The organism is Cobetia amphilecti, from assembly GCF_020217465.1.
In the GTDB taxonomy this organism is placed as follows: Bacteria; Pseudomonadota; Gammaproteobacteria; order Pseudomonadales; family Halomonadaceae; genus Cobetia; species Cobetia amphilecti.
Map to the genome: position 1 here is coordinate 4,013,161 of NZ_CP084115.1, position 26,674 is coordinate 4,039,834.

At 64.1% G+C, this 26,674-nt stretch carries 21 protein-coding genes; 10 read left to right on the plus strand and 11 right to left on the minus strand.

Annotated elements, in window-relative coordinates:
• Positions 1-225 precede the first annotated feature (225 nt).
• The gene (locus tag LCW13_RS16800; RefSeq protein WP_054556323.1) at positions 226-1,155 is read left to right on the plus strand and encodes an AEC family transporter; all 930 of its coding nucleotides are present in this window, start codon (positions 226-228) and stop codon (positions 1,153-1,155) included.
• A gap of 3 nt (positions 1,156-1,158) precedes the next feature.
• Here LCW13_RS16800 and LCW13_RS16805 read toward each other — a convergent pair whose 3' ends face one another.
• From LCW13_RS16805 to LCW13_RS16815, 3 genes are all read right to left on the minus strand, one after another.
• Entirely contained in the window at positions 1,159-2,034 is an 876-nt protein-coding gene (locus tag LCW13_RS16805) for a UDP-2,3-diacylglucosamine diphosphatase (protein WP_225347423.1), read from the minus strand.
• A gap of 178 nt (positions 2,035-2,212) precedes the next feature.
• Positions 2,213-3,385, minus strand: coding sequence for a GGDEF domain-containing protein (locus tag LCW13_RS16810; protein WP_225347424.1), 1,173 nt, complete (start codon positions 3,383-3,385; stop codon positions 2,213-2,215).
• Positions 3,386-3,745: 360 nt separating this feature from the next.
• The gene (locus LCW13_RS16815; RefSeq protein ID WP_225347425.1) at positions 3,746-5,221 is read right to left on the minus strand and encodes an NCS1 family nucleobase:cation symporter-1; all 1,476 of its coding nucleotides are present in this window, start codon (positions 5,219-5,221) and stop codon (positions 3,746-3,748) included.
• Positions 5,222-5,602: 381 nt separating this feature from the next.
• Here LCW13_RS16815 and LCW13_RS16820 point away from each other — a divergent pair, with 381 nt between their 5' ends.
• Positions 5,603-6,358, plus strand: a complete 756-nt coding sequence (locus LCW13_RS16820) for an aspartate/glutamate racemase family protein (protein WP_225347426.1) — start codon at positions 5,603-5,605, stop codon at positions 6,356-6,358.
• A gap of 99 nt (positions 6,359-6,457) precedes the next feature.
• Here LCW13_RS16820 and LCW13_RS16825 read toward each other — a convergent pair whose 3' ends face one another.
• From LCW13_RS16825 to metK, 3 genes are all read right to left on the minus strand, one after another.
• Positions 6,458-7,729: a cation:proton antiporter gene (locus LCW13_RS16825; protein ID WP_054556326.1), complete on the minus strand. Its 1,272-nt coding sequence runs from the start codon at positions 7,727-7,729 to the stop codon at positions 6,458-6,460.
• 153 nt (positions 7,730-7,882) lie between these two features.
• Positions 7,883-8,386 carry a M48 metallopeptidase family protein gene (locus LCW13_RS16830; protein WP_216061197.1) on the minus strand — a complete coding sequence of 168 codons (504 nt, stop codon included), beginning with the start codon at positions 8,384-8,386 and terminating at the stop codon, positions 7,883-7,885.
• 133 nt (positions 8,387-8,519) lie between these two features.
• Positions 8,520-9,740: a methionine adenosyltransferase gene (gene metK / locus LCW13_RS16835; protein WP_043335733.1), complete on the minus strand. Its 1,221-nt coding sequence runs from the start codon at positions 9,738-9,740 to the stop codon at positions 8,520-8,522.
• A gap of 508 nt (positions 9,741-10,248) precedes the next feature.
• Between metK and tkt the strand changes: the two genes are divergently transcribed.
• From tkt to LCW13_RS16875, 8 genes are all read left to right on the plus strand, one after another.
• Positions 10,249-12,243, plus strand: a complete 1,995-nt coding sequence (gene tkt / locus LCW13_RS16840) for a transketolase (protein ID WP_043335737.1) — start codon at positions 10,249-10,251, stop codon at positions 12,241-12,243.
• Between the two features lie 462 nt (positions 12,244-12,705).
• Positions 12,706-13,815 (plus strand): type I glyceraldehyde-3-phosphate dehydrogenase, encoded by a 1,110-nt coding sequence (locus tag LCW13_RS16845; RefSeq protein ID WP_225347427.1) that lies wholly within the window; start codon positions 12,706-12,708, stop codon positions 13,813-13,815.
• The gene (locus tag LCW13_RS16850) at positions 13,812-14,975 is read left to right on the plus strand and encodes a phosphoglycerate kinase (protein WP_225347428.1); all 1,164 of its coding nucleotides are present in this window, start codon (positions 13,812-13,814) and stop codon (positions 14,973-14,975) included. The genes LCW13_RS16845 and LCW13_RS16850 overlap by 4 nt, the downstream gene beginning before the upstream one ends.
• A gap of 119 nt (positions 14,976-15,094) precedes the next feature.
• On the plus strand, positions 15,095-16,159 hold the full coding sequence (fba, locus tag LCW13_RS16855; protein ID WP_043335741.1) for a class II fructose-bisphosphate aldolase: 1,065 nt from the start codon (positions 15,095-15,097) through the stop codon (positions 16,157-16,159).
• A gap of 185 nt (positions 16,160-16,344) precedes the next feature.
• The gene (locus LCW13_RS16860) at positions 16,345-16,719 is read left to right on the plus strand and encodes a translation initiation factor Sui1 (protein ID WP_225347429.1); all 375 of its coding nucleotides are present in this window, start codon (positions 16,345-16,347) and stop codon (positions 16,717-16,719) included.
• A gap of 51 nt (positions 16,720-16,770) precedes the next feature.
• On the plus strand, positions 16,771-17,223 hold the full coding sequence (locus LCW13_RS16865; protein WP_225347430.1) for a YbaY family lipoprotein: 453 nt from the start codon (positions 16,771-16,773) through the stop codon (positions 17,221-17,223).
• A 74-nt stretch (positions 17,224-17,297) separates the two neighbouring features.
• On the plus strand, positions 17,298-18,218 hold the full coding sequence (locus LCW13_RS16870; RefSeq protein WP_043335750.1) for a nuclease-related domain-containing protein: 921 nt from the start codon (positions 17,298-17,300) through the stop codon (positions 18,216-18,218).
• 149 nt (positions 18,219-18,367) lie between these two features.
• Entirely contained in the window at positions 18,368-19,204 is an 837-nt protein-coding gene (locus tag LCW13_RS16875) for an ATP-grasp domain-containing protein (protein WP_225347431.1), read from the plus strand.
• A gap of 120 nt (positions 19,205-19,324) precedes the next feature.
• Here the strand turns inward: LCW13_RS16875 and LCW13_RS16880 are convergent, their stop codons facing one another.
• The 5 genes from LCW13_RS16880 to LCW13_RS16900 form a co-directional block, all read right to left on the minus strand.
• Entirely contained in the window at positions 19,325-21,076 is a 1,752-nt protein-coding gene (locus tag LCW13_RS16880) for a BCCT family transporter (RefSeq protein WP_043335751.1), read from the minus strand.
• Between the two features lie 452 nt (positions 21,077-21,528).
• The gene (locus tag LCW13_RS16885; RefSeq protein WP_043335753.1) at positions 21,529-22,866 is read right to left on the minus strand and encodes a deoxyguanosinetriphosphate triphosphohydrolase; all 1,338 of its coding nucleotides are present in this window, start codon (positions 22,864-22,866) and stop codon (positions 21,529-21,531) included.
• Between the two features lie 130 nt (positions 22,867-22,996).
• A complete protein-coding gene (gene ntrC / locus LCW13_RS16890; RefSeq protein WP_043335756.1) occupies positions 22,997-24,406 on the minus strand; it encodes a nitrogen regulation protein NR(I) in 1,410 nt (469 codons plus the stop codon).
• Positions 24,403-25,497: a nitrogen regulation protein NR(II) gene (gene glnL / locus LCW13_RS16895; RefSeq protein ID WP_263643034.1), complete on the minus strand. Its 1,095-nt coding sequence runs from the start codon at positions 25,495-25,497 to the stop codon at positions 24,403-24,405. The genes ntrC and glnL overlap by 4 nt, the downstream gene beginning before the upstream one ends.
• Before the next feature lie 262 nt (positions 25,498-25,759).
• Positions 25,760-26,452, minus strand: coding sequence for a DUF4124 domain-containing protein (locus LCW13_RS16900; protein ID WP_054556333.1), 693 nt, complete (start codon positions 26,450-26,452; stop codon positions 25,760-25,762).
• Positions 26,453-26,674: the final 222 nt, after the last annotated feature.

The following is a 26,674-nucleotide window of genomic DNA, read 5'->3' on the forward strand; positions in this document are numbered from 1 at the left end:
GGCCAATGAAAGGTTTTCGCCTCAACTTCAATACCATTCATATAAGAAAGTGCGTGTTTATAACCATTGCTGACAGTGGCGTCCTGCCCCTCACCAGGCGCGCAACCACGCGATGCGCAGCCGGATCAAGGAAAGGCGCAATGAGCATCATTCATGAGATGACGCTGACAGGGGCCACACGGCATGATGAGCCAAAAGGACAATGACGCTTTACAAGGAACCGTGATGGACCACATCGATCTGCAGCAACCGCTCTGGATGCTGATCACCTTCGTCGCCCTCGGCGCCCTCTGCGCACGCCGCCTCGCGATCGACCCGCGCCCCATCGCCACCTTGCTGATCTATGTGATCGCGCCGCTGACCTTCTTCCGCGGGCTGGTGCTCGGCGAGCCATCGCTGAGTGATCTGGGCCTGACGCTGGGACTGTTCTCGCTGGCCAGCAGCATCTGCCTGCTGGTGCGCCCGCTGGCCGCGAAGTTCTTCCCGCCGCAGGAAGCCGCCCTGCTCGCCTTCTCCTCGGGCACCGGCAATACCGGCTACTTCGGCCTGCCGGTCGCGATGCTGTTGCTGCCGCCGGAAGGCGTGACACAGTACCTGTTCTGCCTGCTCGGCATCACGCTGTATGAGTTCACGCTGGGCTTCTATGTCAGTGCGCGCGGGCAGTTCTCGATGCGCCAGAGCCTGGTCAAGATCGTGCGTCTGCCGCTGATCTACGCCTTTCTGGCCGCCCTGCTGGTGGGGACGCTGGGGCTCGAGGTACCGGGGGCGGTGATGGAGGGACTCGACTACTTCAAGTACAGCTACACGGTGCTGGGCATGATGATCATCGGCATGACGCTGGGCGGTGTCAGCCTGCGCGAGATCGACCCGCGCTTCATTCTGGCCGCGACCGGTCTGCGCTTCGTGATGTGGCCGCTGCTGAGTCTGGGCAGCGTGATGCTGCTGGGCAGCCTGTTCGCCCTCGACCCGGTGCTGGCGCAGGTGTTGCTGCTGCTGGGCGTGGTGCCGATGGCCGCCAATGTGGTCGTGCTGGCCATCGAGCTGAATATCCAGCCGGCCAAGGGCGCGATCGCGGTGATGCTGACCACCCTGGCGGCGCCGCTGATCATCCCGCTGTATCTGTCATGGATGCTGGCGATCAGCGGCCTGGGGTGAGGCTCAGGCGCCAGCCATCTCGGGCGTGACGGCATCGGGCGTCGCGGCCGGCGCCTGACGCGGCATCAGATGGCGCGGCGCCGTCTCGATGATTTGACCCTGCCAGTCGATCAGGTGCAGCGCGCCTTCGGCATCTTCCGCCAGCGCGGTGCAGTGCTCGACCCAGTCGCCATCGTTGCAGTAGAGCACGCCTGCCTCGACCCGGAAGCCCGCCTGGTGGATATGCCCCCCGACATAGCCATCCAGCCCTTCGAGGCGCGCCTGACGCATGGCGGCTTCCTCGAACTGGGCCACATAGCGCTGGGCGGTGCCGCTACGACGCTTGAGCGCGCTGGCCAGCGACCAGTACGGCAGCCCGAACATGCCACGCGCGCGGTTGCACCAGCGATTGAGTGACAGGATGAAGCCGTGCATGCCATCGCCCAGCTTGAGCAGCCACGGCGCGATGCGCACATGGGTGTCGAATTCATCGCCGTGGGAAACCAGCAGGCGACGGCCGCTGCCGGTGGTATGGATCGCGCGCCGCTCGATGCTCACGTTGTGCAGCTTCAGGCCGCACAGGCGACGGAAGGCGGCATCATGATTGCCGGGAATGTAGATGACCTCACAGCCGCTGCGCGCCAGACGCAGCACCCGCGCCACCAGCGCCTGCTGGTCCTTGTCGAGCACCGCACGCTTGCGCATCGCCAGCAGGTCGACGATATCGCCGACCAGATACAGGCGTTCGGGGCGCACGCGACGCAGCAGCTTCGCAAGCAGCGCCGCCTGGCAGTCCGGGGTTCCCAGATGCACATCGGAGATGAACAGCGTGCGAACCTGACCGAGAGCGTCGGGAGCAGGCGGCATTTCAGCACGGGGAGCCGATTGCGGAGCGGTCATGTCAGTCACCTCTGGGTTGCCAGGCGGAATCGACAGGCGAGGCCCAGATGGCCCCTGTCGTTGCCCAGCAAGACTGAGGGGAGGCGATGACATACCCGTAACAGCGACATGAAAAAGCGATGACAGCCATTGCCATCAATCACTTGCAGCATGAAAGAAGGGAAGATCGCGGGCTTTCTCACGCCTGAGGGTCGTTGGCGCCCGCCATGGCCCGCCGCCGAGCGCGCTTCTGACGATACATGCGGTCATCCGCGATATGGATCAGATCATCGACATCCACATCGCCCTGCAATACCGGGTCGTGGGTGACGCGCCCGATGCTGACCTCGACCGGGAAGGGGATTTGCTGCTCCAGGCGTTGCTCCTGAAGATGGCGCATCAGCTGGGTCGTCGCCTGCTGGCTGGCCATATCACAGGCTCCGGGCATCACGACCAGGAATTCATCGCCGCCCAGACGGCATGCCAGTCCGTCTTCACCGGCCGCCTGGGCGACACTCCGGGCCACCAGCTGGATCAGGCGATCCCCCTCAGCGTGCCCGAAGCTGTCGTTGACGTGCTTCAGGCGATCGACATCCACGAACAGGATCGACATGCATTGCCGGGTGCTCGTGCTCTCGGCCAGCATCCGCTCGAGAAAATCAAAGCCGAAACGGCGATTGGGCAGCCCCGTCAGCAGATCATGATTGGCGCGATATTCCAGCTCGTTCTGCTGAGTGAGCAACCGCTGATTCATGTCGTGCAATTCGAGATTGCGCGCCTCCAGCGTGCGCTGCAACCGGATGGTGCGATGGAAGGTCGAGGCTCGGGCGTGCGCCAGTGCCGGCGCGATGAAGAGGGTTCCCAGGGTGTAGGCACCGCCAGCGCCGGCCAATGTCGTCAACGACAAGGGACTCAGCCACACATAGATGGGCACATAACACAGTATCAGCGGCAGGCTGCTGGCCAGCTGGTAGCGCCAGCCCCACACCAGCCAGGCGGGCATGGCGATCAGCATGCAGGTCGAGAAACTCAGGTTCCACAACGTCAGCGTCAGCGCATCCGGAATCAGCGCGGCACCGAAGCAGAAGAACAGGTTGGCGGGTATCGCCCCGGCCAGCAGGATCTTGTCCGAATGCACGCCGCCGCGGCGCAGCTGGAGGATGCACAGCAGGCAGCAGAGGAAGATGATCAGCCGCCCCACCCACAACGCCTGCCAGGCAGACGGCACCTGGAAATAGTCAAACAGCAGGAAGCAGGCGAAGCACGCCATGGCGAACATGATGAAGGTATTGTTGATTCGCGTGCGATAGTGCTGCGCTTCGATATCCGAACCGTCCCTGCCCGGCAACATCAGATGTTCATGAAGCAGCATGTTCCATCCTCGACACTCGGTAGCATCAACCAATGTTACACCGCGCGCAGAGCACACCTCACTGGAATAAAGAGTTGATCAGTAAACGCAAGAATACCGTCTGCCTGATAGAACAATGTGCTGTGTCATCAGGCCGGCCAGGCGGAGAAAGGGCAAAGAGGTGTCGGCAACAAGAATGTGCCGGCAACACGAACGAAAGCGCCCTGCTGTCGTCATCCATATCGGTGGCGACAGCAGGGCGCTGAAGGTAAAGCCAAGGCAATACCAGGTCACGGCCAGGTCACGGCCAGGTCATGGCCAGGTCATGGCCAGGTCATGGCCAGGTCACGGCCAGCTCACGGCCAGCTCACGGCCTGAGCGTCATGACATCTTCTGGCGCACCCCGGCCGGCACATAGATGCGTGCAGAGGCGGCATCTCCCAGCCAGTACCCCGAGAAGATGCCATAAAGCCCTGCCGCCATCAGACCGCCGATGAACAGCGTGAAGTGGGTGATGTCGCCCAGCGGCAGGAAGCTGATGATCAGCGTCACCGCCGAGGAGACCAGCAGCGCCTTGACCGCCGCGACGTTGACGCCCTTCTCGAAGAAGTACTCGCCTTCCGTGCTGTCGGTGAACAGCGCCTTGGCGTTGATGCCGCCCTTGTTGACCAGATAGTGGTCGAACAGGATCACGCCATACACCGGGCCGATGGCCGCGGCGAGGATACCCACGGTGTACTGGATGATCTCCGGGTTGTTGAACAGATTCCACGGCGTGATGAAGATGGAGCCGATGGCGGCGAGCATGCCGCCCATGCGCCAGCTGATGCGGGACGGTGCCACATTGGAGAAGTCGAACGCCGGTGACACGAAGTTGGCCACGATGTTGATGCCGATGGTCGCCAGCACCAGGGTCAGGATGCCCAGCGCTGCCGCGACGCCATTGTCGATGCGGGCGACGGTCTCCATCGGGTCATGCAGCATCTCGCCGAAGATGGGCTGCGTGCCGGACACCACCACCACGGTGATGACGGCAAACAGCAGGAAGTTGACCGGCAGGCCCCAGAAATTGCCGCGCTTCACATCCCCGGGGGTAGCGCAGTAGCGCGAGAAGTCCCCGAAGTTGAGCGTCGGCCCCGCGAAGTAGCCCGCCACCAGCGCCGCGGCGATCACCATCTGCCACAGGGCGTCGCTGCCAGAGAGCGTCTTGCTGCCCAGCGTGAAGCTGATGTTGTCCCAGCCGGCCTGCCAGACGATCCAGCCCGCCAGCGCGAACATCACCACATAGACGGCTGGCCCGGCGAAATCGATGAAGCGCCGCACCGCATTCATGCCCCACCAGAACACCAGCGCCTGCAGTACCCACATGAACAGGAAGCAGTACCAGCCCAGCTGCGAGAGCCCGAACAGCTGGGTCTCGGTCAGCCCTTCCAGCGACGGCACGTAGCGCAGCAGCACCAGCATCAAGGCATGCGCCGCTAGATACGTCTGGATGCCGTACCACACCACCGCGATCAGCCCGCGGATGATCGCCGGAATGTTGGCACCATGGATGCCGAAGGACTGACGGCAGACCACCGGGAAGGGCACCCCCGTCTGCTGGCTGGGCCGCGAGATCAGATTGGCGAACACCTGCACCACCAGAATGCCGACCAGCATCGAGACCAGAATCTGCCAGCTGGCCAGCCCCAGGGTGAACAGACTGGCGGCAAAGACGTAGCCACCGACGCTGTGCACATCGGACATCCAGAACGAGAAGATGTTGTACCAGTTCCAGTTCTGCTCGCAGGGGGCGAGGTCCTCATTGATGAGCCGCTTGCTCGCGTTGCTCAGATCAGGGGGAGTCTGGGGTGTCATTGTTGTCTCCAGAGGGGCTTGTGGGCCATGGGCCAGTCACGAGGCGTCATGCCTCGCCATACCCTCCCCTTATCAACAAGCGTGCCAGTGAAACACTTGTTGCGGATGTTCAATCTCCAAGCGTTTTCCCCAGGACCCGATCTGCGTGGCACCCCTGCCAGCAACGTCATGTGCGTGGCAACTCCTGAGACATCAGGCACCATTAACTTCCGCTGTATTAGCCATATGCACCACAGAAGCGCGCCGTCAATGAAACGAACGTTGCGCCAGCAGGTGTCGCCGGGACTGGCACGGATGCTGCTCGTGTTTTGTGTGCTCCGCTCGTACGGCCCTGCATCCGACGCGCGCCGGCACGAGAAAGCCCTTCACGAGCCACCCATCATGAGAGAGCCCGCCATGTTGCGTCTCAAGGTCATCAATCCCAACACCAGCCAGGCGATGAGTCAGCAGATGGCGCACTCGCTGCAACGGCAGCTCTCCCGGGACGTCCACCTCGAGGTGCTGACTGCCGAGCATGGCGCCCCCAGCATCGAGACCGCCGTCGAGGAAGCCATGGCGGTGGTCGCGCTGCTGGCGCTGATCGCCCGTGATCGTGAGGGCCTGCTGGAGACCCCGCCCGCCGATGGCTATCTGCTGGCCTGCTTCGGTGACCCCGGCCTCGAGGCCGCAAGTGAACTGAGCCCCGTGCCGGTGATCGGCATCGCCCAGGCCGCCATGCACATGGCCACGCTGGCGGCTCCCTCCTTTGCCATCGTCACCAGCATGACCAGCACGCTGCCGATGTCCGAGCAGCTGCTGGAGCGCTATGCGATGCGCCCTCTGTGCAAGGCGCTGCTGGCCTGTGACGTACCGGTACTCGCGCTGTCCGAGGCGCGCACTCCCCCCGCGCCATTGCTGGAGCGCTGTGAACACGCCAGAGCCAGCGGTGCCGGCAGCATCGTGCTGGGCTGCGCTGCGATGGGGCCGCTGCGTGATGCCATCGCGTCAGAGATCGGCCTGCCGGTGGTCGATCCGCTGCTGGCGGGGCGCGACCTGCTGCTGACCCTGATGCGCCAGCCCGCTGTCGCTCGCGCGAAGCAAGCGGGTGAGGTGAAACCTCTCAGCGGTGTCTTTGCCCGGGGCCTGGCGGCCCTTTGACCCGCAGGCGAACTGCCCTTGGCTGGCGCCTCGCGACCGAAACGCAAACGCCCCCGCACTGCTGTCAGTGAAGGGGCGTTTGCATTGGCCGACTCTGACTCAGTGCTTGTCGTTCGACTCTCCCGAGTGGCTGCGATCGCCGACCACCGCCGTCACCAGCTTGCCGATACTCAACCCCTGCACGAGGATCGAGAACAGCACGATGATGTAGGTGGTGACCACCAGCGGCTCGCGGAAGTCGCCTTCGGGAATCGCCAGTGCCAGCGCCACCGAGATGCCGCCGCGCAGGCCACCCCAGGTGAGCACGCGCGTGGTGCCGGGACGGAAGGTGTACCAGCGACGCAAGAGGCTCAGCGGAAGGCCGATCAGCGCCAGGCGCGAGAGCAGGATCACCGCCACCAGCACCAGCGCGATGCCGATCGAGGTCAGCGTGATCGGCATCAGTACCAGTTCGAGGCCGATCAGCACGAACAGCACCGCGTTGAGAATCTCGTCGACCAGCTCCCAGAAGCCGTCCAGATAGCGGCGGGTGTTGTCGGACATGGCGCCATCACGCGCCATGTTGCCGATGATCAGCCCCGCCACCACCATCGCGATGGGGCCGGAGACATGCAGCGCCGAGGCCAGCGCATAGCCGCCCAGCACCAGCGCCAGACTCAGCATCACCTCGACCTGATACTGGTCGATGCTGCGCATCAGCTGGTAGACCAGCGCGCCCAGCGCCAGCCCGAGCAGGATGCCGCCGCCGGCTTCCTCGAGGAACAAGAGCCCCATGTGGCCGAGCTCGACCTCGCCGCTGCCGGCCGACGCCGCACTCAGCAGCGCGGTGAACAGCACCACCGCCACGCCATCATTGAACAGCGATTCGCCGACGATGCGGATTTCCATGTCGGCAGGCGCGCCGGCACTGCGCATGATGCCGAGCACGGCGATCGGGTCGGTGGGCGAGATCAGCGCACCGAACACCAGGCAATACAGGTAGGGCACCTCGATACCGGCCCACTGGAACAGCCACCAGGCGGCGGAGCCGATCACCAGCGTCGAGATCAGTACGCCCAGCGTGGCCAGCAGGCCGATGGAGCGGCGATAGGCCTTGAGGCGCGAGAGGTCCACGTGCAGCGCGCCGGCGAACAGCAGGAAGGACAGCATGCCGTCCATCAGCAGGCTGTTGAAATTGATGCGCCCCAACCAGTCTTCCGCGGTATCGGCCACGACGGTGGTCACCGCGAAGTGATCGAGCCCGATCACGCCCAGCGACAGCACCAGGCCGATGGCCATCACTCCGATGGTCGGCGGCAGGCGCAGGACGCGATGATTGAACCACATGCACACGGCAGTGATGGTGATGAACAGTGCAGCGAGATTGAGCATCCGAAAACGGTCCTTTGCAGTGGCGCCGATACCCCTGATGGCATGACGTCCTTGTCATTCTTTCCAGTTCTTCTGTCGCGTGAGCGGCCGCGTGGCTGTCTGAGCTGAGCGTGACTGTCCAGAGCGGCTCATGGCTACCAGAACGGAGCGCGGCTACCAGAGATCGCCGTGGCGTTCACGGTGGCAGAGATAGAGACGCAGCTCGAACTCACGTTGATGATACTCCGGCTGCATGTGACAGCAGAGCCGGTAGAACGCCTTGTCGTGGGCCTTCTCGCGCAGATGCGCCAGCTCATGCACCACGATCATGTTGAGCAGTGGCTCCGGCAGACGCCGGAACAGCGACGAGATACGGATCTCGTTCTTGGCCTTGAGCTTGTTGCCCTGCACCCGCGACACGAAGGTGTGCAGCCCCAGGGCGTTGTCGATGACGTGAATCCGGTCGTCGTAGATCACCTTGCTGATCGGCGCCGAGCTGCGCAGATACCGATTCTTCAGCGCCATGGTGTAGTCATGCAGCGCCCGCGCACCCTGCAGCTGATGAGGCTCGGGATACTTGCCGAGGAAGAAGGCTGCCGTCTTGCCCGACGCCAGCAGTTCACTCGCCTGCTGTTGGATCTCGGGGGCGTAGCCCTTGAGATAGCGTAGATCAGCCACTGGGCATCTCTCCTGTTGCTGTCCGAAGGAGGGCCAGAGACAAGAAAACCCGCCGAGGCGGGTTTTCTTGTCATGGCGCCGAAAGCGAGGGGCGAGACGTCCGCCACCTGCCAGGCCTGTCGAACTGGCGGACTTACAGGCCAGCGGCAGCCTTGAGGCCAGCGGCACGATCGGTCTTTTCCCACGGGAAGGCGGTGAAGGTTTCGGTCTTCTGCTCGCCGCTCACGTCGGTCCAGCTGTAGCTGTGCTCGAACGGCTCACGACCGAAGTGGCCGTAGGCAGCGGTCAGCTGATACATCGGGTGCGCCAGGTCCAGCATGGTGGTGATGGCGTACGGACGCAGGTCGAAGTGCTCGCGCACCAGCTCGACGATCTTGGCATCGCTGATCTTGCCGGTGCCGAAGGTGTTGATCGAGACGGAGGTCGGCTCGGCGACACCGATGGCGTAGGAGACCTGGATCTCGCACTTGTCGGCCAGGCCGCTGGCGACGACGTTCTTGGCCACGTAGCGACCGGCATAGGCGGCGCTGCGGTCGACCTTGGACGGGTCCTTGCCGGAGAAGGCACCACCACCGTGACGGGCCATGCCGCCGTAGGTGTCGACGATGATCTTGCGACCCGTCAGACCACAGTCACCCACCGGGCCACCGATGACGAAGTTGCCGGTCGGGTTGATGTGGTATTCGGTGGTCTCGGACAGCCACTCGGCCGGCAGCACCTGCTCGATGATCTCGCGCTTGACCATCGCGCGCAGGTCTTCCTGGGACACTTCCGGGTCATGCTGGGTCGACAGCACGACGGCTTCGACGGCGACCGGCTTGCCGGCTTCGTCGTAGCGGAAGGTGACCTGGCTCTTCGCATCCGGACGCAGCCACGGCAGCATGCCGTTCTTGCGCAGTTCCGCCTGACGCTCCACCAGACGGTGAGCGTAGTGGATCGGCGCCGGCATGAAGGAGTCGGTCTCGTTGGTGGCGTAACCGAACATCAGGCCCTGGTCGCCCGCGCCCTGATCTTCCGGCTTGGTGCGATCGACGCCCTGGGCGATATCGATGCTCTGCTTGCCGATCAGGTTGAGGACACCACAGGTCTCGCCGTCGAAGCCGACGTCGGAAGAGGTATAGCCGATATCGGTGATGACACGACGTACCAGCTCCTCGAGATCCACCCACGCGCTGGTGGAGATCTCACCGGCCACGATGGCAACGCCTGTCTTGACGAGCGTTTCGCACGCCACGCGTGCCTGCTTGTCGCGCGCGATGATGGCATCGAGCACGGCGTCGGAAATCTGGTCGGCAATCTTGTCCGGATGCCCTTCGGACACGGACTCGGATGTGAAGAGTGAGTATTCGCTCATTGGTCCTCGACCCTCTTTTCGGATGCGGGGATGATTCGGCCACTGACGGCAGACTGCGTTGACGACCGAGTAGAAACACGCTTGCGGCGCACGATGAAGCTCAACACGGGCGGTTGAGCCTCGGGGGGGCGAGTTTACACGCCACTTATGTGAGTTCCTAGCGCAATGGGGCCCGTGGGGCCGTCCAATCGAGACCTTTTTGCGACAAGCGCTGCACACAGGGTAATAAGCCGTTGCCACCTTTGGACGAGCGCGCATCCCGGATGCGATTTGCCGCGCCCTGTCATCTCGGTGACAATACCCGCCCGGAGATCACGCTCGGACGCGAGTCCGAGCGTACAAGGTTCACGCGACGCACTGTCCTTTCCGGCGCACTGTTTCAGGCGCACAGTCCTGAAGGAGACCCAGGCAGCAGCATGCCCTGGCTCTCGGGATGCACTGAGCGTCCGGCGCAGCACGCCGTGATTCATTGCCCCACTCTTGACGCCCGCAGGCGAGGAGCTACTGCATGCCTTCCCGTTTTGACCTGGCCAACGCCATCCGTGCACTTTCCATGGACGCCGTTCAGAAGGCCAAGTCTGGCCACCCCGGCGCCCCCATGGGCATGGCCGACATCGCTGAAGTGCTCTGGAACGACCACCTCAAGCACAACCCGGCCAACCCGAACTGGGCCGATCGTGACCGCTTCGTGCTGTCCAACGGCCATGGCTCCATGCTGCTCTACTCCCTGTTGCACCTCTCGGGTTATCAGCTGAGCCTTGAAGACCTGCAGAACTTCCGCCAGCTGCATGCCAAGACCGCCGGTCACCCGGAATACGGCTACGCGCCGGGCATCGAGACCACCACCGGCCCGCTGGGTCAGGGTCTGGCCAATGCCGTCGGCATGGCGATCGCCGAGAAGACACTGGCGGCGCAGTTCAACCGTCCGGGTCACACCGTCGTCGACCACACCACCTGGTGCTTCCTGGGTGACGGTTGCATGATGGAAGGCATCTCCCACGAGGTCGGCTCGCTGGCCGGCACCCTGGGTCTGGGCAAGCTGATCGCCCTGTATGACGACAACGGCATCTCCATCGATGGCGAAGTCGAAGGCTGGTTCACCGATGACACCGCCAAGCGTTTCGAGTCCTACGGCTGGCACGTCGTCTCCAACGTCGACGGCCACAAGCCGGAAGAGATCAACGCCGCCATCGCGCTGGCCAAGAGCCACGACGACAAGCCGAGCCTGATCATCTGCAAGACCGTGATCGGCTTCGGCTCCCCGAACAAGGAAGGCACCGAGTCCTGCCACGGCGCGCCGCTGGGTGACGACGAAGTCGCTGCCACCCGCGAGAAGCTGGGCTGGACCCACGCGCCCTTCCACGTTCCGGAAGACATCTATCAGGGCTGGGACGCCAGCGAGCGCGGCGCCAAGCTCGAGAGCGACTGGGATGCACGCTTCGCCCGTTACGCCGAAGCACACCCGGAACTGGCCGCCGAGTTCACCCGTCGCCTGGAAGGCAAGCTGCCGCACGCCCTGACCAGCGAGAAGATGATCGAGGATGCCCAGGCCGCCGGCGACAGCCCGGCCTCGCGCAAGGCGTCCTTCGAGTGCCTGAACCAGCTCGGCCCGCAGCTGCCGGAACTGCTCGGCGGCAGTGCCGACCTGGCCCCGTCCAACCTGACCTTCTGGAAGGGCGCCCAGGCGATCACCCGCGAAGACTTCAGCGGCAACTACCTGCACTACGGTGTGCGTGAGTTCGGCATGGGCGCGATCATGAACGGCGCCGGTCTGCACGGCGGCTTCATCCCGTACGGCGCGACCTTCCTGATCTTCATGGAATACATGCGCAACGCCGTTCGCATGGCCGCCCTGATGGGTCAGCAGGCCGTCTACGTCTTCACCCACGACTCCATCGGTCTGGGCGAAGATGGCCCGACGCACCAGCCGATCGAACAGCTGACCAGCCTGCGCACCACGCCGAACCTGTCCACCTGGCGTCCGGCGGATGCCGTGGAGACCGCGGCAGCGTGGGATGCAGCCATCAAGCGTCACTCCGGCCCGACCGCGCTGATCCTGTCGCGTCAGAACCTGCCGCACCAGAACCGTGACAAGGCACAGCTGGCCAACATCAGCCGTGGCGGTTACGTGCTGAAGGATGCTGCCAACGGCCAGCCGGAAGTGATCCTGATCGCCACCGGCTCCGAAGTCGGCCTGGCGATGGATGCCGCCGCCGAGCTGGAAGCCGCCGGTCGCGCCGTGCGTGTCGTGTCCATGCCGGCCACCGACCTGTTCGATGCGCAGGACGCGGAATACCGCGAATCCGTGCTGCCGTCTTCCGTCACCGCGCGCGTGGCGATCGAAGCCGGTCATCGTGACTACTGGTTCAAGTATGTCGGCCTGAACGGCGACATCATCGGCATGGAGACCTTCGGGGAATCCGCGCCGGCTGGCGACCTGTTCAAGCACTTCGGCTTCACGGTCGAGAACGTGGTCGAACGCGCCAACAAACTGCTGGGCTGATCACCGCCTGACCCACCCCGTCGATGACGGAGTGGGATGCAGACCGACGCCGCCGCCTCCCGCTGGGAGCGGCGGCGTTTTCGTCTGTGCGACACTCGAGGAGCCCTCAAGCGTCACCGGCTGTCGCCTGTAGTCGACGTGGCTCACACGAGTCGCGGCTTGATGACACGATTCATCCTGCATGAGCGGTCATTCTCCGGTGATCATGCCCACGACAGACAGCGCAGACGGCGACTACACAACCCCTCCAGTTGAGTAGTGTGACTACGTGTCCTTAGACGAAAAAAACCAGAAATCAGGCGCTTGCGCGCCTTTCGCTCCCTCCGCCCAGCAAAGCGATGCGCTACCATGGACCCCCTGAAAAACACTCGGAACACGACACCCTTGAACCACCAGCCGCCTCTGCCCACCGCCGACGCTCCCCAGGGAGACAAGGCGTCCCGACGCCAGGGAAACGCTCCCTTGCGAGTGGCCATCAATGGCTACGGACGCATCGGTCAGTGTGTGCTGAGAGCGCTGGTAGAACGTGAAGCACGCGGTGAGGCACTGCCGCTGGAAGTGGTCGCGATCAACGAGCTGTCAGACCTGGACACCATCACCTATCTGACCCGCTACGACACCACCCACGGCCGCTTCCCCGGCACGGTGGAACAGCGCGACGGCCAGCTGGTCGTCAACGGCCATGCGATCAGCATCCTGTCCGAGGCCAATCCAGATTGCCTGCCCTGGCGGGCATTGGGGATTGACCTGGTGCTGGAGTGCTCCGGCAGCTTCAAGGACCGCGCCACCGCCGAGCGGCATCTGGCGGCAGGCGCCGGCCGGCTGCTGTTCTCCCAGCCCGGCGATACCGACGCCGATGTCGATGCCACCATCGTGTGCGGCATCAATCAGTCGGCGCTGGCCCCCGCCGAGGCGGGACAGCCAGGCAGCGGCATGCGCATCGTCTCGGCGGCGTCGTGCACCACCAATTGCCTGATTCCGATTCTGACGGTGCTGGAAGAGGCCTTCGGGCTGGAGCGCGGCGTCACCACCACGGTGCACTCGGCGATGAACGACCAGCCGGTGATCGACGCCTACCACCAGACGGACCTGCGCCTGACGCGCTCGGCGATGAGTTCGATCGTGCCGGTGGACACCGGCCTGGCCAAGGGCATCAACCGCCTGATGCCGCACCTGGAAGGACGCTTCGAATGTCTGCACCTGCGCGTGCCGACCATCAACGTGTCCTGCATGGACATGTCCATCGAGGTGAAGCGTGACGTGAGCGCGGATGAGGTCAATGACCTGCTGCGCGAGGCCTGCGCCCAACGCCTGCAGGGCCTGATGGGATTGAGCGAGGAGCCGACGGCATCCATCGACTTCAACCACGATCCGCGCTCGGGTATCGTGGATGCGACCCAGACCCGTGTTGCCGGCGGCCGGCTGATCAAGATGCTGTGCTGGTTCGACAACGAATGGGGCTTTGCCAATCGCATGCTGGACGTCGCCACCCATTGGCACGCCTGCGAGATGACAACGCCTCTGGCGAGGGAAGCTCTCTCCACCGATTCACGACCAAGGAACCCGTCATGAACGTGCAAACGATGACCGCCCTCGACCTGTCCGGAAAGCGTGTGCTGATCCGCGAAGATCTCAACGTGCCGATCCGCGACGGTCAGGTGACCAGCGACGCGCGCATCCGTGCCAGCCTGCCGACCATCAAGGCGGCACGTGACGCCGGCGCACGCGTGATGCTGATGAGTCATCTGGGCCGCCCCACCGAGGGTGAGCCGGAAGACCAGTTCTCGCTGGCACCGGTCGCGGCACATCTGGGCGAGCTGCTGGGCAGCCCGGTGCGCCTGATCAACGACTACCTCGACACGGCACCGGATGTCGCCGAAGGCGAGGTCGTGCTGCTGGAGAACGTGCGCTTCAACAAGGGCGAGAAGAAGGACGAGGAATCCCTGTCCCGCGCCTACGCCGCGCTGTGCGATGTCTACGTGATGGATGCCTTCGGCACCGCGCACCGTGCCCAGGCCTCGACCCATGGCGTGGCACGCTTCGCCCCGGATGCCTGCGCCGGCCCGCTGCTGGCCGCCGAGCTGGAAGCCCTCGAGAAGGCACTCGCCGCACCGCGTGCGCCGATGGTCGCCATCGTCGGTGGCTCCAAGGTCTCCACCAAGCTCGACGTGCTTAAGGCGCTGTCCGACAAGTGCCATCAGCTGATCGTCGGTGGTGGCATCGCCAACACCTTCATCGCGGCGGCCGGTTACAACGTCGGCAAGTCCCTCTACGAGGCTGACCTGCTCGATACCGCTCGCGCGCTGATGGACAAGGTCGAGATCCCGCTGCCGACCGACGTCGTCGTCGCCACCGAGTTCTCCGACAAGGCCGAAGCCGTCGTGCGCGCCGTCGCCGACGTCCAGGACGACGAGATGGTCCTGGATATCGGTCCGGAGACCGCCTCGCGCTTCGGTGCGCTGCTCAAGGACGCCGGCACCATTCTGTGGAACGGTCCGGTCGGCGTGTTCGAGATCGAACAGTTCGCCAACGGCACCGAGCAGCTGGCGATGGCCATCGCCGAGAGCGACGCCTTCTCCATCGCCGGCGGTGGCGACACCCTGGCGGCCATCGACAAGTACGACGTCGAGTCGCGCGTCTCCTACATTTCTACCGGTGGCGGCGCCTTCCTCGAATACGTGGAAGGCAAGGTACTGCCGGCCGTTGCGGCATTGGAAGCCGCAGCAAGCTGAACCCGCCTGTGTCCTCATTGGCGCAGGCTTAGAGTCACGGCCACAAGGTCGCTCCCCGTCAGCTGACGGGGGGCACCCGACGCTTCTCCACTCGATTCCTCAAAAAGACAGGTGATGTCATGGCATTGATCAGCATGCGCCAGATGTTGGACCACGCAGCCGAGTACGGATACGGCATCCCGGCGTTCAACGTCAACAACCTCGAGCAGATGCGCGCCATCATGGAAGCCGCCGATCACACCGATTCTCCGGTGATCGTCCAGGCCTCCGCCGGCGCACGCAAATACGCGGGCGCGCCGTTCCTTCGCCACCTCATCCTGGCTGCGGTGGAAGAATTCCCGCATATCCCGGTGGTCATGCACCAGGATCACGGCACCTCGCCGGCAGTCTGCCAGCGCTCCATCCAGCTGGGCTTCAGCTCGGTGATGATGGACGGCTCGCTGGGCGAAGACGGAAAGACCCCGACCAGCTACGAATACAATGTCGATGTGACCCGTCGCACCGTCGAGATGGCCCACGCCTGTGGCGTGTCCGTCGAAGGCGAACTGGGTTGCCTCGGCTCGTTGGAAACCGGCATGGCCGGTGAAGAAGACGGCATCGGTGCCGAAGGCAAGCTGGACCACGACCAGATGCTGACCGACCCGGAAGAAGCCGCCGACTTCGTCAAGAAGACCCACGTCGATGCCCTGGCCATCGCCATCGGCACCTCCCACGGCGCCTACAAGTTCACCAAGCCGCCGACGGGTGACACCCTGTCCATCCAGCGCATCAAGGAAATCCACGCCCGCATCCCCGAGACTCACCTGGTGATGCACGGCTCTTCCTCCGTGCCGCAGGACTGGCTGGAAATCATCAACGAATACGGCGGCAAGATTCCGGAAACCTACGGCGTGCCGGTCGACGAGATCGTCGAAGGCATCAAGCACGGCGTGCGCAAGATCAACGTCGACACCGACCTGCGTCTGGCCTCTACCGGTTCCATCCGTCGCTTCATGGCGCAGAACCCGTCTGAATTCGACCCGCGCAAGTATCTGAAGGAATCCGTGAAGGCGATGCGCGACATCTGCATCGCCCGCTACGAAGCCTTCGGTGCCGCCGGTCATGGCAGCAAGATCGACCCGATCAACCTCGAAGCGATGTTCGAGCGTTACAACCGTGGCGAGCTGGACCCGAAGATCAACTGATCGGGCGGCACCCGCCAAGGTCTCCCTGCCTGCCCGCACGCGAACAGGCAGGGAATGAAGAGAAAGGCGACCCTTCGGGGTCGCCTTTTTTATGCGCCTCAGGGTGCCAGCCTCTCGCGCACGCAGGTATCCTTTCGAGATTCCGTTTGGCATTGATCATTCATCACCGTATCGCAGGAGACATCATGGCCTCGCTCAAGGATCAACTGTCCGGGCTTGTCTATTCCACCGAACATGGCGCAACCTGCCCTGAGTGTCGGCGTGCCGAAGCCGAGTGCGAATGTGCCGACCTCGCCGAGCGTGATCGCCTGGCAAGCCTCGATGGCGTGGTGCGTATCCGTCGCGAGACCAGCGGTCGCAAGGGCAAGGGCGTGACCACCGTGAGCGGGATTCCGCTCGCCGAGAAGGAACTCAAGGCCCTGGCCAAGACTCTCAAGCAGCGGTGCGGCACTGGCGGCAGCCTCAAGGATGGCATCGTGGAGATCCAGGGCGATCACCGCGAGACGCTCAAGGCTGAACTCACGCGGATGGGCTATACCGTCAAGCTGGCCGGTGGCTGAACGCCTGCTGCGCGCACCTTTGCCTTCCATCTCGCTGCACAAGGGATTTCCATGCTGAACTTCATCACGCCACGCCGGTCTTCGGCTCGCACGCTCTCGCTCTCTGGCCTGCTGCTGGCCACGTTCGGGCTGGGTGGCTGCATGACCGGCCCGGACTTCACGCAGCTGGAGGCGCGCGTGGTGCCGCAGCAGGCCTTCACGGCACCGCCGGATGCGATGCTGGAAGTGCGCCTGGTGGATGTCTCCCGCGCCGACGCCGAGGCCGGACTGATTGCCAGTACCCGCTATGGCGGCCTGCGTGAAGGGCCTTTCCCGGTCAGGCTGCAGTACGACCGCAATGCCATCGAGGAAGGCCATCGCTATGCGCTGCAAGCCGATGTGCGCAGCGAGGGTCGCCTGTACTGGATCAATGACAGCGCGGTGCCGGTACTGGGTGACGCCAGCACCTCACAGGGCGAGGTCGAGATCCCGCTCACGCCGCTGCCGCGTGCGCTGGGCCATTGATGGCGCGCTCGCCCGGCCCGACCAGTACGCTCGACTTGACCAGTAGGCCCGTCTCTCACCGATAGGACACCCCAATGGATTGGCTGGAATACCTGTTACCTGTCTTCTTCCTTACCCCTCTGGGTGCCATCGCGCTGGTGGTGCTGGGCATGCGCGGCCTGCATGAGCGGCGCATCCAGTCGCCGCTGACCCGCCGCCAGCTGCGTGAACCGGGCCAGAGCCTGCGCGATCGTCTCGACGAGGCCTTCCAGGCGCTGTTTCTCGACGGGGCGCTCGGCCCGCTCATCACCTTGAGTCCGCTGGTCTACGGCATGGGGCGCATGGTGTTCGGCGAAGAGCAGAACTGGCTTGAGTGGGCCGCCTACGGTCTGGCCTGTGCGCTGCTGGTGCTGGTGTTCGCGCTGCGCCTGACGCGTCACTTCCAGCGCATCCGCAAGCTCAAGCTGGGGCTGGCCTGCGAGCTGTCCATCGGTCAGGAACTCGACCAGCTGATCCGCCCGGAACAGCTGACCAGCATGGTCTATCACGACGTGCCGGCCGATGGTTTCCATATCGATCATCTGGTGGTCACCCCCGCCGGCGCCTATGCCATTCGCACCAAGGCGCGCTCGCGGCCGCTGGATGCGCTGGGCGCACTCAAGGATGAGGTCAAGCTCAAGGATGGTCGCCTGTACTTCCCGGGCTATCGCGAGCGCAAACCGCTGCGCGAGACACGTACCGCACGCGACTGGACGGCCGCCTGGCTGAAGCGTGAATGCGGCGTCGACGTGCCGGTGCAGGGGCTGCTGGCACTGCCGGGCTGGCAGATCGTGCGCGAGGGGACCCAGCGCGAGAATGACCCCGAAGTCGTCAATGGCGAGGGCCTCGCCGAGTGGCTGAGCACCCATTGCATGGCTCCCGAAGAGGGTTGCCCGACCCTGGATGACGCCCTCAAGCAGCGCATCAACGAGGCGATTCTCGACCGCGTCCAGGCCGAGCGCCTCGCTACCAGTTGATCCTTTGCCATGCTCCGGCCCCTCGGAGCATGACAGCGCCAGACAAAGGCTTGCCAAGGCGGCCCGCCCGGCGTTAAATACGCGCCGGTCCAGCCTTGGCAACCTTATCGCGCTATCGCAATGATGGCACTCTTGGCGACATATCCCGCATGAAACTCATCACCTTCGACGCTTTTCGTACCCTCGGCATTCCCGGTGTTCGTTATATCAAGCCGGAGCGCATGCTGGATCACCTCGACGAGATCCGCGCCGCCGATATCCTGCTGTTTCCCGAATACTGGCAGATCACCACCCTGGTCTACGGCCTCGGCAAACGCATCTTCCCCAGCCTGCCCAGCTACGCGATCGGCCACGACAAGGTCGAGCAGACACGCGTCTTTCAGGCCATCTGCCCGGACAATGTGCCACCGACCGAGATTCGCGGCGCCAGCCGTCAGGCAATCGACGATATCGAGGCGCGCTTCGGCTACCCGCTGATCGTCAAGGAAGTCAAAAGCTCGATGGGCGTCGGCGTGAAGCTGATCCAGTCGCGAGGCGAGCTGGAGGCGCATGCGGCGGAGCATCCGGTGCTGTATGCCCAGCCGCGCCTGGAGATCGACCGCGACCTGCGCATCGTGGTGGTGGGTGGCGAAGTCATCACCGCCTACTGGCGCGTCACGCCGCTGGGCGGCTATCGCTCCAATGTCAGTCAGGGCGGCGAGACGGCCTACGACAATATCCCGGCGCCCGCCATCGCCCTGGCCCTGCACCTGGCCGATGCACTGAGTGTCGATCATGCCGGCTTCGATATCGCGATGGTCGATGGCCATCCGCTCGTGTTCGAGTTCAACCGCCTGTTCGGCAATCAGGGCATCCCGGACAGCTCGCGGCGCATCGGTGCCGCCATCCTCCGCCATCTGGCGCTCGACAGCAGCGACAACGACCCGATGCCACCGCTACTGACGCCGCGCCGGGTGCGCCGCGCGACACTCGAGGAAACCGGCTGACGCCTTGCGGGCCAGTCATCACGCTACGTCCTTGCCTGCCCTGAACGACAAGACGCCGCCCAATGGGCGGCGTCTTGTCGTCTGGCACTGGCCGTTCAACCGGCCAGGCGGCTCATCTCCTCACAGGCGTGAGGGACGGCTGTGCGGGTCGCCTTCGATATGATCCTTGGGCGGGTCCTGCCGCGGCTTGCCTGCTGCCGGCACGTCCTCGTCGGGTATTTCCCAAGTGCCGTCTTCGGTCCAGGGGTCGTCTGCCGGGAACTCCTCGATGTTGATTTCCTTGACCGTGTAATCCGGCTGGTAGCGCAGGTCATAGTGCGCGGCACGCACGATGGAGATGCACAGCATCAAGGCCACTGCCAATAGCGGCACACCCCCGATGATGGAGGCCGTCTGCAGGGTCTCCAGCCCGCCGATGAACATCAGCACGATGGGCATGAACGACAGGGCGAAGGCCCAGAACAGGCGGTTCCAGCGCATCGGCTCTTCATCGACTTCCTTCTGGACCACAGCGGCCAGAATGTAGGAGATGGAGTCGAAGGTGGTCGCGGTGAAGATCAGCGCCAGCAGCGTGAAGGCGAAGATCACCACGTAGTCCAGCGGCAGCGTGTGCAGCATCGCGAAGATGGCTGCGGTCGGGCTCTGGTCATTGAGAATGGTGACCACGTCCAGCTCACCGGACAGCTGCAGGTAGAGGCCGTAGTTGCCCATCACCATGAAGAACAGGAAGCAGCCCATGGTGCCGAAGAACATCGAACCGGCGACCATGGCGCGGATGGTGCGGCCCCGCGAGATACGCGCGATGAACAGCCCCACGCTGGGCGCGAACACCAGCCACCAGGCCCAGTAGAAGATGGTCCAGTCCTGCGGGAAGTGCGTGTCCTCGAAGCCCTTGAACTCGGCGAACGGTTCAAGCCAGGTGGCCATGTGGATCAGATTGCTCATCACGCGGCCCAGCGCATCCAGCCCGGTATTGGCCATGAACAGGGTCGGCCCCGCGATGAAGATGAACAGCAACAGGCCGACCGCCAGCCAGAAGTTGATGTCTGACAGCAGCTTGATGCCCTTCTTGAGGCCCACGTAGGCGCTGTAGCCGAACAGGGCGGTACACACCAGCAGCACCACGATCTGCGTAGTCAGCGACTTGGGCACCCCGAACAGCTCGTGCACCCCCTCGTTGATCATCGGTGCCGCCAGACCCAGGGTGGTCGCACCGCCGCCCAGCATGCCGAAGATGAAGCTGATATCGATCAGCTTGCCCAGCCAGCCATGCGCCAGCTTTTCGCCCAGCACCGGCATCAGCGCCTCGGAAATCTTCAGCACGCTGTGGTGACGCACGTAGTAGAAGTAGGCGATCGGCACGGCGGGAATCAGGTAGATCGCCCATGCCAGCGGGCCCCAGTGGAAGATGCCGTAGGCCGCGGCCCATTCCGCTGCCTCCGGTGTCTGGCCTTCCACATGGAATGGGGGCGACTGGTAGTAGTAGACCCACTCGATCATCGACCAGTACAGGATGGAGGCCCCGATACCGGCACAGAACAGCATCGCCGCCCATGAGACGATGGAGAATTCGGGCTTCTCCTCGGCATCACCGAGCTTTATCTGACCGATGTCGCTGAAGATGATGTAGATCATGAAGCCGCCGGCCCCCACGCCGAGCAGCAGATAGAGCACGCCGAGCTTGCTGGTGACGAAGTTCTTGGCCGCCGATACCCACATCGCGCCCTGCTCGGGGAAGATGACCAGGGGCAGCGTCACTGCCAACAGCAGGAAGATCGAGCCGAAGAAGGTCGGCTTGTCGATCATGTCGAAGGGCTTTTCCGGCCGATCCCCCGCCGCCCTGGCGGATACCTTTCGGGTTTCCTTGCTCATATATAAGCCTCATTTATCGTTATTGCCATACATGATAACAGCTTATCATGAGTGATTGCGATACACGCATCCCCACTGCGTACAATCCTAGTACAACGATCCAAGCGGCTACGTAAAGTCAATTTAACGCAAGCAAGTCATTTATTAGCGCATGACAGGCCTTGGCGTTAAGGCCAAGAGAAGAGCAGGAAGCACGACGACAGGGCTGGCAGCGACAGGCAAATCAGCAGGGAAGACACAGCCAGAACAGGCAGCGCAGAGGTGGGCAGCCACAGAGGGGGGAAGACGCAGGGGAGGCGCAGCAAAGGCAGCAGATGTCAGACCGGACAGCAGGCACCCGCCAGGAAACAGCACAGCACCGCTGCCGCTCTCTGGCTGGAGATGATGAGGCTGAAAGTGATGAAGCCTGCAGTAATCAGGCTTGAGATGATCGGGCTGATGGCGCCTCGGACTCAGTCGCCGCGCAGACGCCCGCCCATCTCCTGGGCGAGGTCTACCGCGAAGTGGTCCGTCATGCCGCCGATGAAGTCGAGCATGCGCCGATAGCTGCGGTAGAGGTCCCAGTCCTTGGTCGGCGTGTTCTCGCCGATCAATGCCAGCACACGTTGATGCTTGAAGCTGGAGCGCCCCTTGGTATGCAGCTCATGCGCAGCGCCGATGAAGGCCTCGAGCAGGATACCCAGCGTGGTGTAGGCGCCGATCTCCAGCTTGGCCTTGCGCTCGTTGCGGAAGATCTTCTGGCGCGCCAGATTCTTGGCTTCCCGCACGCCCCAGCCGAGGTCGGGGTGGCAAAGGTCGAGCAGGTCTTCACTGAGCGTGCCGGCCAGCAGTTCCGTCTCGCGCTGCACGAAAGCCTCGGCGACATCATTGACGGCACGCTCCATTGCCGCGCCTCTCAACGCCGCCACCTTGCGCCGCTGGGAGGTGCCGCGGGCGACCATCTCCTGATATTCGCGCGGCTCGCCACCGCTGATGCCGGTGAGAATCTCGAACACTTCCTCGAACTGCAGGATGCCCATCTCGAGGCCATCTTCCAGGTCCAGCAGCGCATAGCAGATGTCATCGGCGGCCTCGACCAGCCACGCCAGCGGGTGACGGCACCAGCGGCCATCGGCCCGCGCCAGCAAACCACAGCGCTCGGCGACCTGATCCAGCAGCACGCGCTCGCTCTGATAGCAGCCGAACTTGCCGCCCGCCGTGGCGTGCTCCACCGTCCACGGGTACTTGAGCAGCGTGCCCAGCGTCGCTGCCGTCAGGCGCATGCCGCCATGGAACTGGTTGTATTCGATCTGGGTAACGATGCGAAAGCCCTGGGCATTGCCTTCGTAGGTGAGCAGGTCCTCGCGCTCGGCATCGCTCAGCCCGGCCAGCCGACCGTGATCACTGGCGGCCTCGGCGGCGAACCAGTCACGAATGGCGTACTCCCCGGCATGCCCGAAGGGCGGGTTGCCGATGTCATGCCCCAGGCAGCCGGTCTGGACGATGACGCCGAGATCCGACGGCGTGATCCAGTCGGGCAACTGCTCCTTGAGCTTCTCGCCGACCATCATGCCCAGCGAGCGGCCGACGCAGCCGACCTCCAGCGAGTGAGTCAGCCGCGTGTGGATATGGTCGTTGTCGGTCAGCGGGTGGACCTGGGTCTTGCGCCCCAGGCGACGGAAGGAGCCTGCGAACACGATGCGGTCGTGGTCCTTGTGGAAGGGTGTCCGCCCCATCTCACGCGATACGGTGCCCGGTGCGTCATGCAGGCGACTCGGTTCCAGCAGTCGCTCCCAGCTCATCGATGACATCAGGCAACTCCTTGGCAGGCGCCGAGTACTGGCGCCGGCGAGCAGATAACAGGTGAATGACGCGCATAAAAAAAGAGAACAGGGATTGTGGCACCCTGTTCTCCTTGTCTCCAGCCCGCTCAGGCTGTCCTCAGTCCTCGGCCAGCGCCGGCAGCAGCACCTTGAGCTTGCGGGTCAGGGTGTTGCGGCCCCAGCCCAGCAGCTCGGCGGCTTCGCCCTTGCGGCCACCGGTATGCTTGAGGGCCGTCTCGATCAGGATGCGCTCGAAGTCGGGCACCGCCTCTTCCAGCAGATGGGTGTGGCCGGCGGCGAGTGCGCGGTCCGCCCACTCGCGGAAGGCACCACGCCAATCGCCGGAGGCCGCCTCGGTGCCGCTGGCATCGCGCAGCTCCGGCGGCAGGTCCTCGATCATCACTTCACGCCCCGAGGCCATCACCGTCAGCCAGCGACAGGTGTTCTCGAGCTGGCGCACGTTGCCCGGCCAGTCGAAGCGCGTCAGGTGTTTCTCCGCGGCCTCCGTCAGCACCTTGGGCTCGGTCGACAGCTCACGCGCGGCCTCGCCCAGGAAGTGGCTCATCAGACGCGGAATGTCTTCGCGACGCTCCGACAGGCGCGGCAGATGCACGCGAATCACGTTGAGGCGGTGGAAGAGATCCTCACGGAAGCGCCCATCCTCGACCAGCTTTTCCAGGTGCTGGTGCGTCGCGGCGATGATGCGCACGTCGACCTTGACCGGCGTGATGCCACCGACACGATAGAATTCGCCATCGGCCAGCACGCGCAGCAGGCGGGTCTGGGTCTCGGCGGGCATGTCACCGATTTCATCGAGGAACAGCGTGCCGCCATCGGCCTGCTCGAAGCGCCCGCGGCGCAGCGCCGTGGCGCCGGTGAAGGCGCCCTTCTCGTGGCCGAACAGCTCCGATTCCATCAGGTCCTTGGGAATCGCCGCCATGTTGAGCGCGATGAACGGCTTGGCGGCGCGCGGCGAGTGCTGATGCAGCGCCTGGGCCACGCGCTCCTTGCCGGTACCGGACTCGCCGTTGATCAAGACGGTGATATGCGACTGTGACAGGCGGCCGATGGCGCGAAAGACTTCCTGCATCGCCGGCGCTTCGCCGATGATTTCCTTAGTCAGCCCTTCCGGCACGGCGGCGGGCGCCTTGGATTCACGGGCATGCGCCACGGCGCGCCGTACCAGCGCCAGCGCTTCATCGACATCGAACGGCTTGGGCAGGTATTCGAAGGCGCCGCCCTGATAGGAGGCCACGGCGCTGTCGAGATCGGAATGCGCCGTCATCACGATGACGGGCAGGTCCGGGTACTTCTCGCGCACGCGCGCCATCAGGTCGAGACCATCGGTTCCGGGCATGCGGATATCGGTGATCAGGACATCCGGGCACTGGCGCATGATGCTGGCTTCAGCCTGATCGGCACGCTCGAAGGTTTCCACCTCGAGGTCGGGTTGTGCCAGAGCGCGCTCCAGCACCCAGCGAATGGCACGGTCGTCATCGACGATACAGACGCGGGCAGTCTCGCTCATGTGTGATCTCCAGAAGTGCCGGCTAGCGGAATGAGTAATCGGAATTCGGTATGGCCGGGGCGCGAGTCACACTCGATCAGCCCCTGATGCTGGTGCAGGATGCCCTGGGCGATCGACAGCCCGAGCCCTGAGCCTTCGGCGCGCCCCGAGACCATCGGGTAGAACAGCGTCTCGCGCAGGCTCTCCGGTATGCCGGGGCCGTTGTCGATGATCGCCAGCTCGCAGACCAGCCGGTGGCGCTCATGGCCCAGCGTGAACTGCCGGCGAGCGCGGGTCCGCAGCGTGATCTCGTAGGGGGCTGCGTCAGGCTGCGGTGAATCGGGCTGTGGCTGCTCATTGAGGGCCTGGGTGGCATTGCGCGCGATGTTGAGCACCGCCTGGATCAGCTGACCTTCGTCGCCGATCACCTCCGGCAGGCTCGGGTCGTAGTCGGCGCTCAAGGTGATGGCGCTGCCTTCCGCCTGCAGCAAGGCCCGCACCCGCTCGGTCACCGCATGCACATTGACCGGCGCCTGCAACGGCGGCCGGTTCGGCCCGAGCATGCGATCGACCAGATCACGCAGACGGTCCACCTCCTCGATGATGATGCGCGTGAACTCCACCATCTGCGGTTCGGGCAGATCACGTTCGAGCAGCTGGGCGGCACCACGAATGCCGCCGAGCGGATTCTTGACCTCGTGCGCGAGACCACGCGTCAGCACCTTGACCGCCTCCTGGCGGGCGATCAGCGCTTCTTCGCGCGAGATCTGCATCAGGCGGTCACGCGGTTCTATCTCGACCAGCAGTTCATTGGCGCTGATGGGCGTCGCGGTGAAATCCACCGTCAGCGCTTCATGGGCCGCGTTGATGATCTCGGCCTCACGCTGGGTGTAGGGGTGCTGCTCCTCCAGCGCCTTGCGCAGCACATTGATCAGGGTGTCATCCAGCCCGGTCATGTTGTCGGGCGTACTGCCCTTCACACGCACCAGACTCACCGCCAGCAGCGTCTCCGCGGCGGGATTCATCCAGACCATCTGCAGCTGTGAGTCCAGCACCACCACGGCAGTGTTCAGGTGTTCGAGCAGTCGTTGATGCATGGGTTTGTTCGCCATCTGCAGTACGTCTCCCTGTTCTGCAATAACCGCGCCAGTCTGGTGCAGGCACCGAGAACACGGCGTCCGATGCTGTGCAACCATTTCTGGCCCCTCATATTGGCACCAAAATGGTGCAGGCAGAAAAACGCGCTAGAATCCGCGTTGCCTCTCTTCGCTGCCAGGTGGCCCGACATCGACTGGCCCAGACACGAAAAAGCCGCCCGAAGGCGGCCTGTCAGCGAAGGAGAAAGGCGCGAAGAAAAAGGCCGCCCAGACGCTGCTAACCACCGCCAGCGTTGGCAGGGTTGTTGGGGTTGCGAGGCAGATTGACGCTGGCGCGCTGCACATAGACCACCTTCGGCTCGCTGGTCTGGCGCACGCGGCCGGTGGAATCCAGCAGCTCCGCCTGGATGACATGCTTGCCACGCTCCAGCGCCGGCACCATGAAGACGGTGCTGTGCATGGCGGATTGAGACGGCGCACCGTCCACGGTCACGCGCACCTTGTCTTCCGGGCGCAGCTTGGGCTCGATTCCCAGGCGCACCGCCAGATTGCCCGCCTGCCCGGTCTGCAGCGTTTCCTCGTTGGACGGGCTCTGGATGGTGAAGGTGGTATAGCCACGGAAGGCCACATCTACCGCAGGCGCCCGGGTGCGGGTGCTCTCGCTGGATGAGGAAGAACTCACGCGCGACGGCGTGCTGCGCCGCGGCGGCAGGGATTCCGTCGACGGCACCACGCTGAGCGGCGTCAGCTGCACCTTGCTGCCGCCCGCAGGCTGATCACTGAAGACGACGTTGCCGTTGGCATCGACGTGACGATAGACCTGGGCCGCCTGAAGATCGAACGACAGGCTGGACAGCATCAGCGTCGCTGCCAGCAGCAGGCACTGCAGTGGCTCGGGGCGCGCTGCTGGCAGTGCACGCGAGTCAGTCGCGGGGTTCGCGACGCGCAGGGAGGATACGAAGGGCCACATCCGAAGATTCCTGAAGAGAGTCATGGGAGGCCAGAAGCCGCAGGCAGCTCCAGCGGGTTGGGTCTATCGACAGGCGATCCTGCTGCCTGATGACAAGGCTAACAAGTTACAAAGCTTACCGCGTTGATGCCAGCATTTGGGGCCTTCGACAAGACGCCTGTGTGCATTGACTGTCACGCAAGGCTACCACCGCGCCCTGCAGGTCTGTCATCAGCATGGCCG

Bases quoted from the DNA above. Each gene is read 5' to 3' on its own strand.
- LCW13_RS16870 (WP_043335750.1), top strand. From the start codon at position 17,298: ATGGATTGGCTGGAATACCTGTTACCTGTCTTCTTCCTTACCCCTCTG.
- fba (WP_043335741.1), top strand. From the start codon at position 15,095: ATGGCATTGATCAGCATGCGCCAGATGTTGGACCACGCAGCCGAGTAC.
- LCW13_RS16810 (WP_225347424.1), bottom strand. From the start codon at position 3,385: ATGCTGCTTCATGAACATCTGATGTTGCCGGGCAGGGACGGTTCGGAT.
- LCW13_RS16875 (WP_225347431.1), top strand. From the start codon at position 18,368: ATGAAACTCATCACCTTCGACGCTTTTCGTACCCTCGGCATTCCCGGT.
- LCW13_RS16860 (WP_225347429.1), top strand. From the start codon at position 16,345: ATGGCCTCGCTCAAGGATCAACTGTCCGGGCTTGTCTATTCCACCGAA.
- LCW13_RS16865 (WP_225347430.1), top strand. From the start codon at position 16,771: ATGCTGAACTTCATCACGCCACGCCGGTCTTCGGCTCGCACGCTCTCG.
- LCW13_RS16850 (WP_225347428.1), top strand. From the start codon at position 13,812: ATGAACGTGCAAACGATGACCGCCCTCGACCTGTCCGGAAAGCGTGTG.
- glnL (WP_263643034.1), bottom strand. From the start codon at position 25,497: ATGGCGAACAAACCCATGCATCAACGACTGCTCGAACACCTGAACACT.
- ntrC (WP_043335756.1), bottom strand. From the start codon at position 24,406: ATGAGCGAGACTGCCCGCGTCTGTATCGTCGATGACGACCGTGCCATT.
- LCW13_RS16805 (WP_225347423.1), bottom strand. From the start codon at position 2,034: ATGACCGCTCCGCAATCGGCTCCCCGTGCTGAAATGCCGCCTGCTCCC.
- LCW13_RS16800 (WP_054556323.1), top strand. From the start codon at position 226: ATGGACCACATCGATCTGCAGCAACCGCTCTGGATGCTGATCACCTTC.
- LCW13_RS16815 (WP_225347425.1), bottom strand. From the start codon at position 5,221: ATGACACCCCAGACTCCCCCTGATCTGAGCAACGCGAGCAAGCGGCTC.
- LCW13_RS16825 (WP_054556326.1), bottom strand. From the start codon at position 7,729: ATGCTCAATCTCGCTGCACTGTTCATCACCATCACTGCCGTGTGCATG.
- metK (WP_043335733.1), bottom strand. From the start codon at position 9,740: ATGAGCGAATACTCACTCTTCACATCCGAGTCCGTGTCCGAAGGGCAT.
- LCW13_RS16885 (WP_043335753.1), bottom strand. From the start codon at position 22,866: ATGTCATCGATGAGCTGGGAGCGACTGCTGGAACCGAGTCGCCTGCAT.
- LCW13_RS16900 (WP_054556333.1), bottom strand. From the start codon at position 26,452: ATGTGGCCCTTCGTATCCTCCCTGCGCGTCGCGAACCCCGCGACTGAC.
- LCW13_RS16880 (WP_043335751.1), bottom strand. From the start codon at position 21,076: ATGAGCAAGGAAACCCGAAAGGTATCCGCCAGGGCGGCGGGGGATCGG.
- tkt (WP_043335737.1), top strand. From the start codon at position 10,249: ATGCCTTCCCGTTTTGACCTGGCCAACGCCATCCGTGCACTTTCCATG.
- LCW13_RS16820 (WP_225347426.1), top strand. From the start codon at position 5,603: ATGAGAGAGCCCGCCATGTTGCGTCTCAAGGTCATCAATCCCAACACC.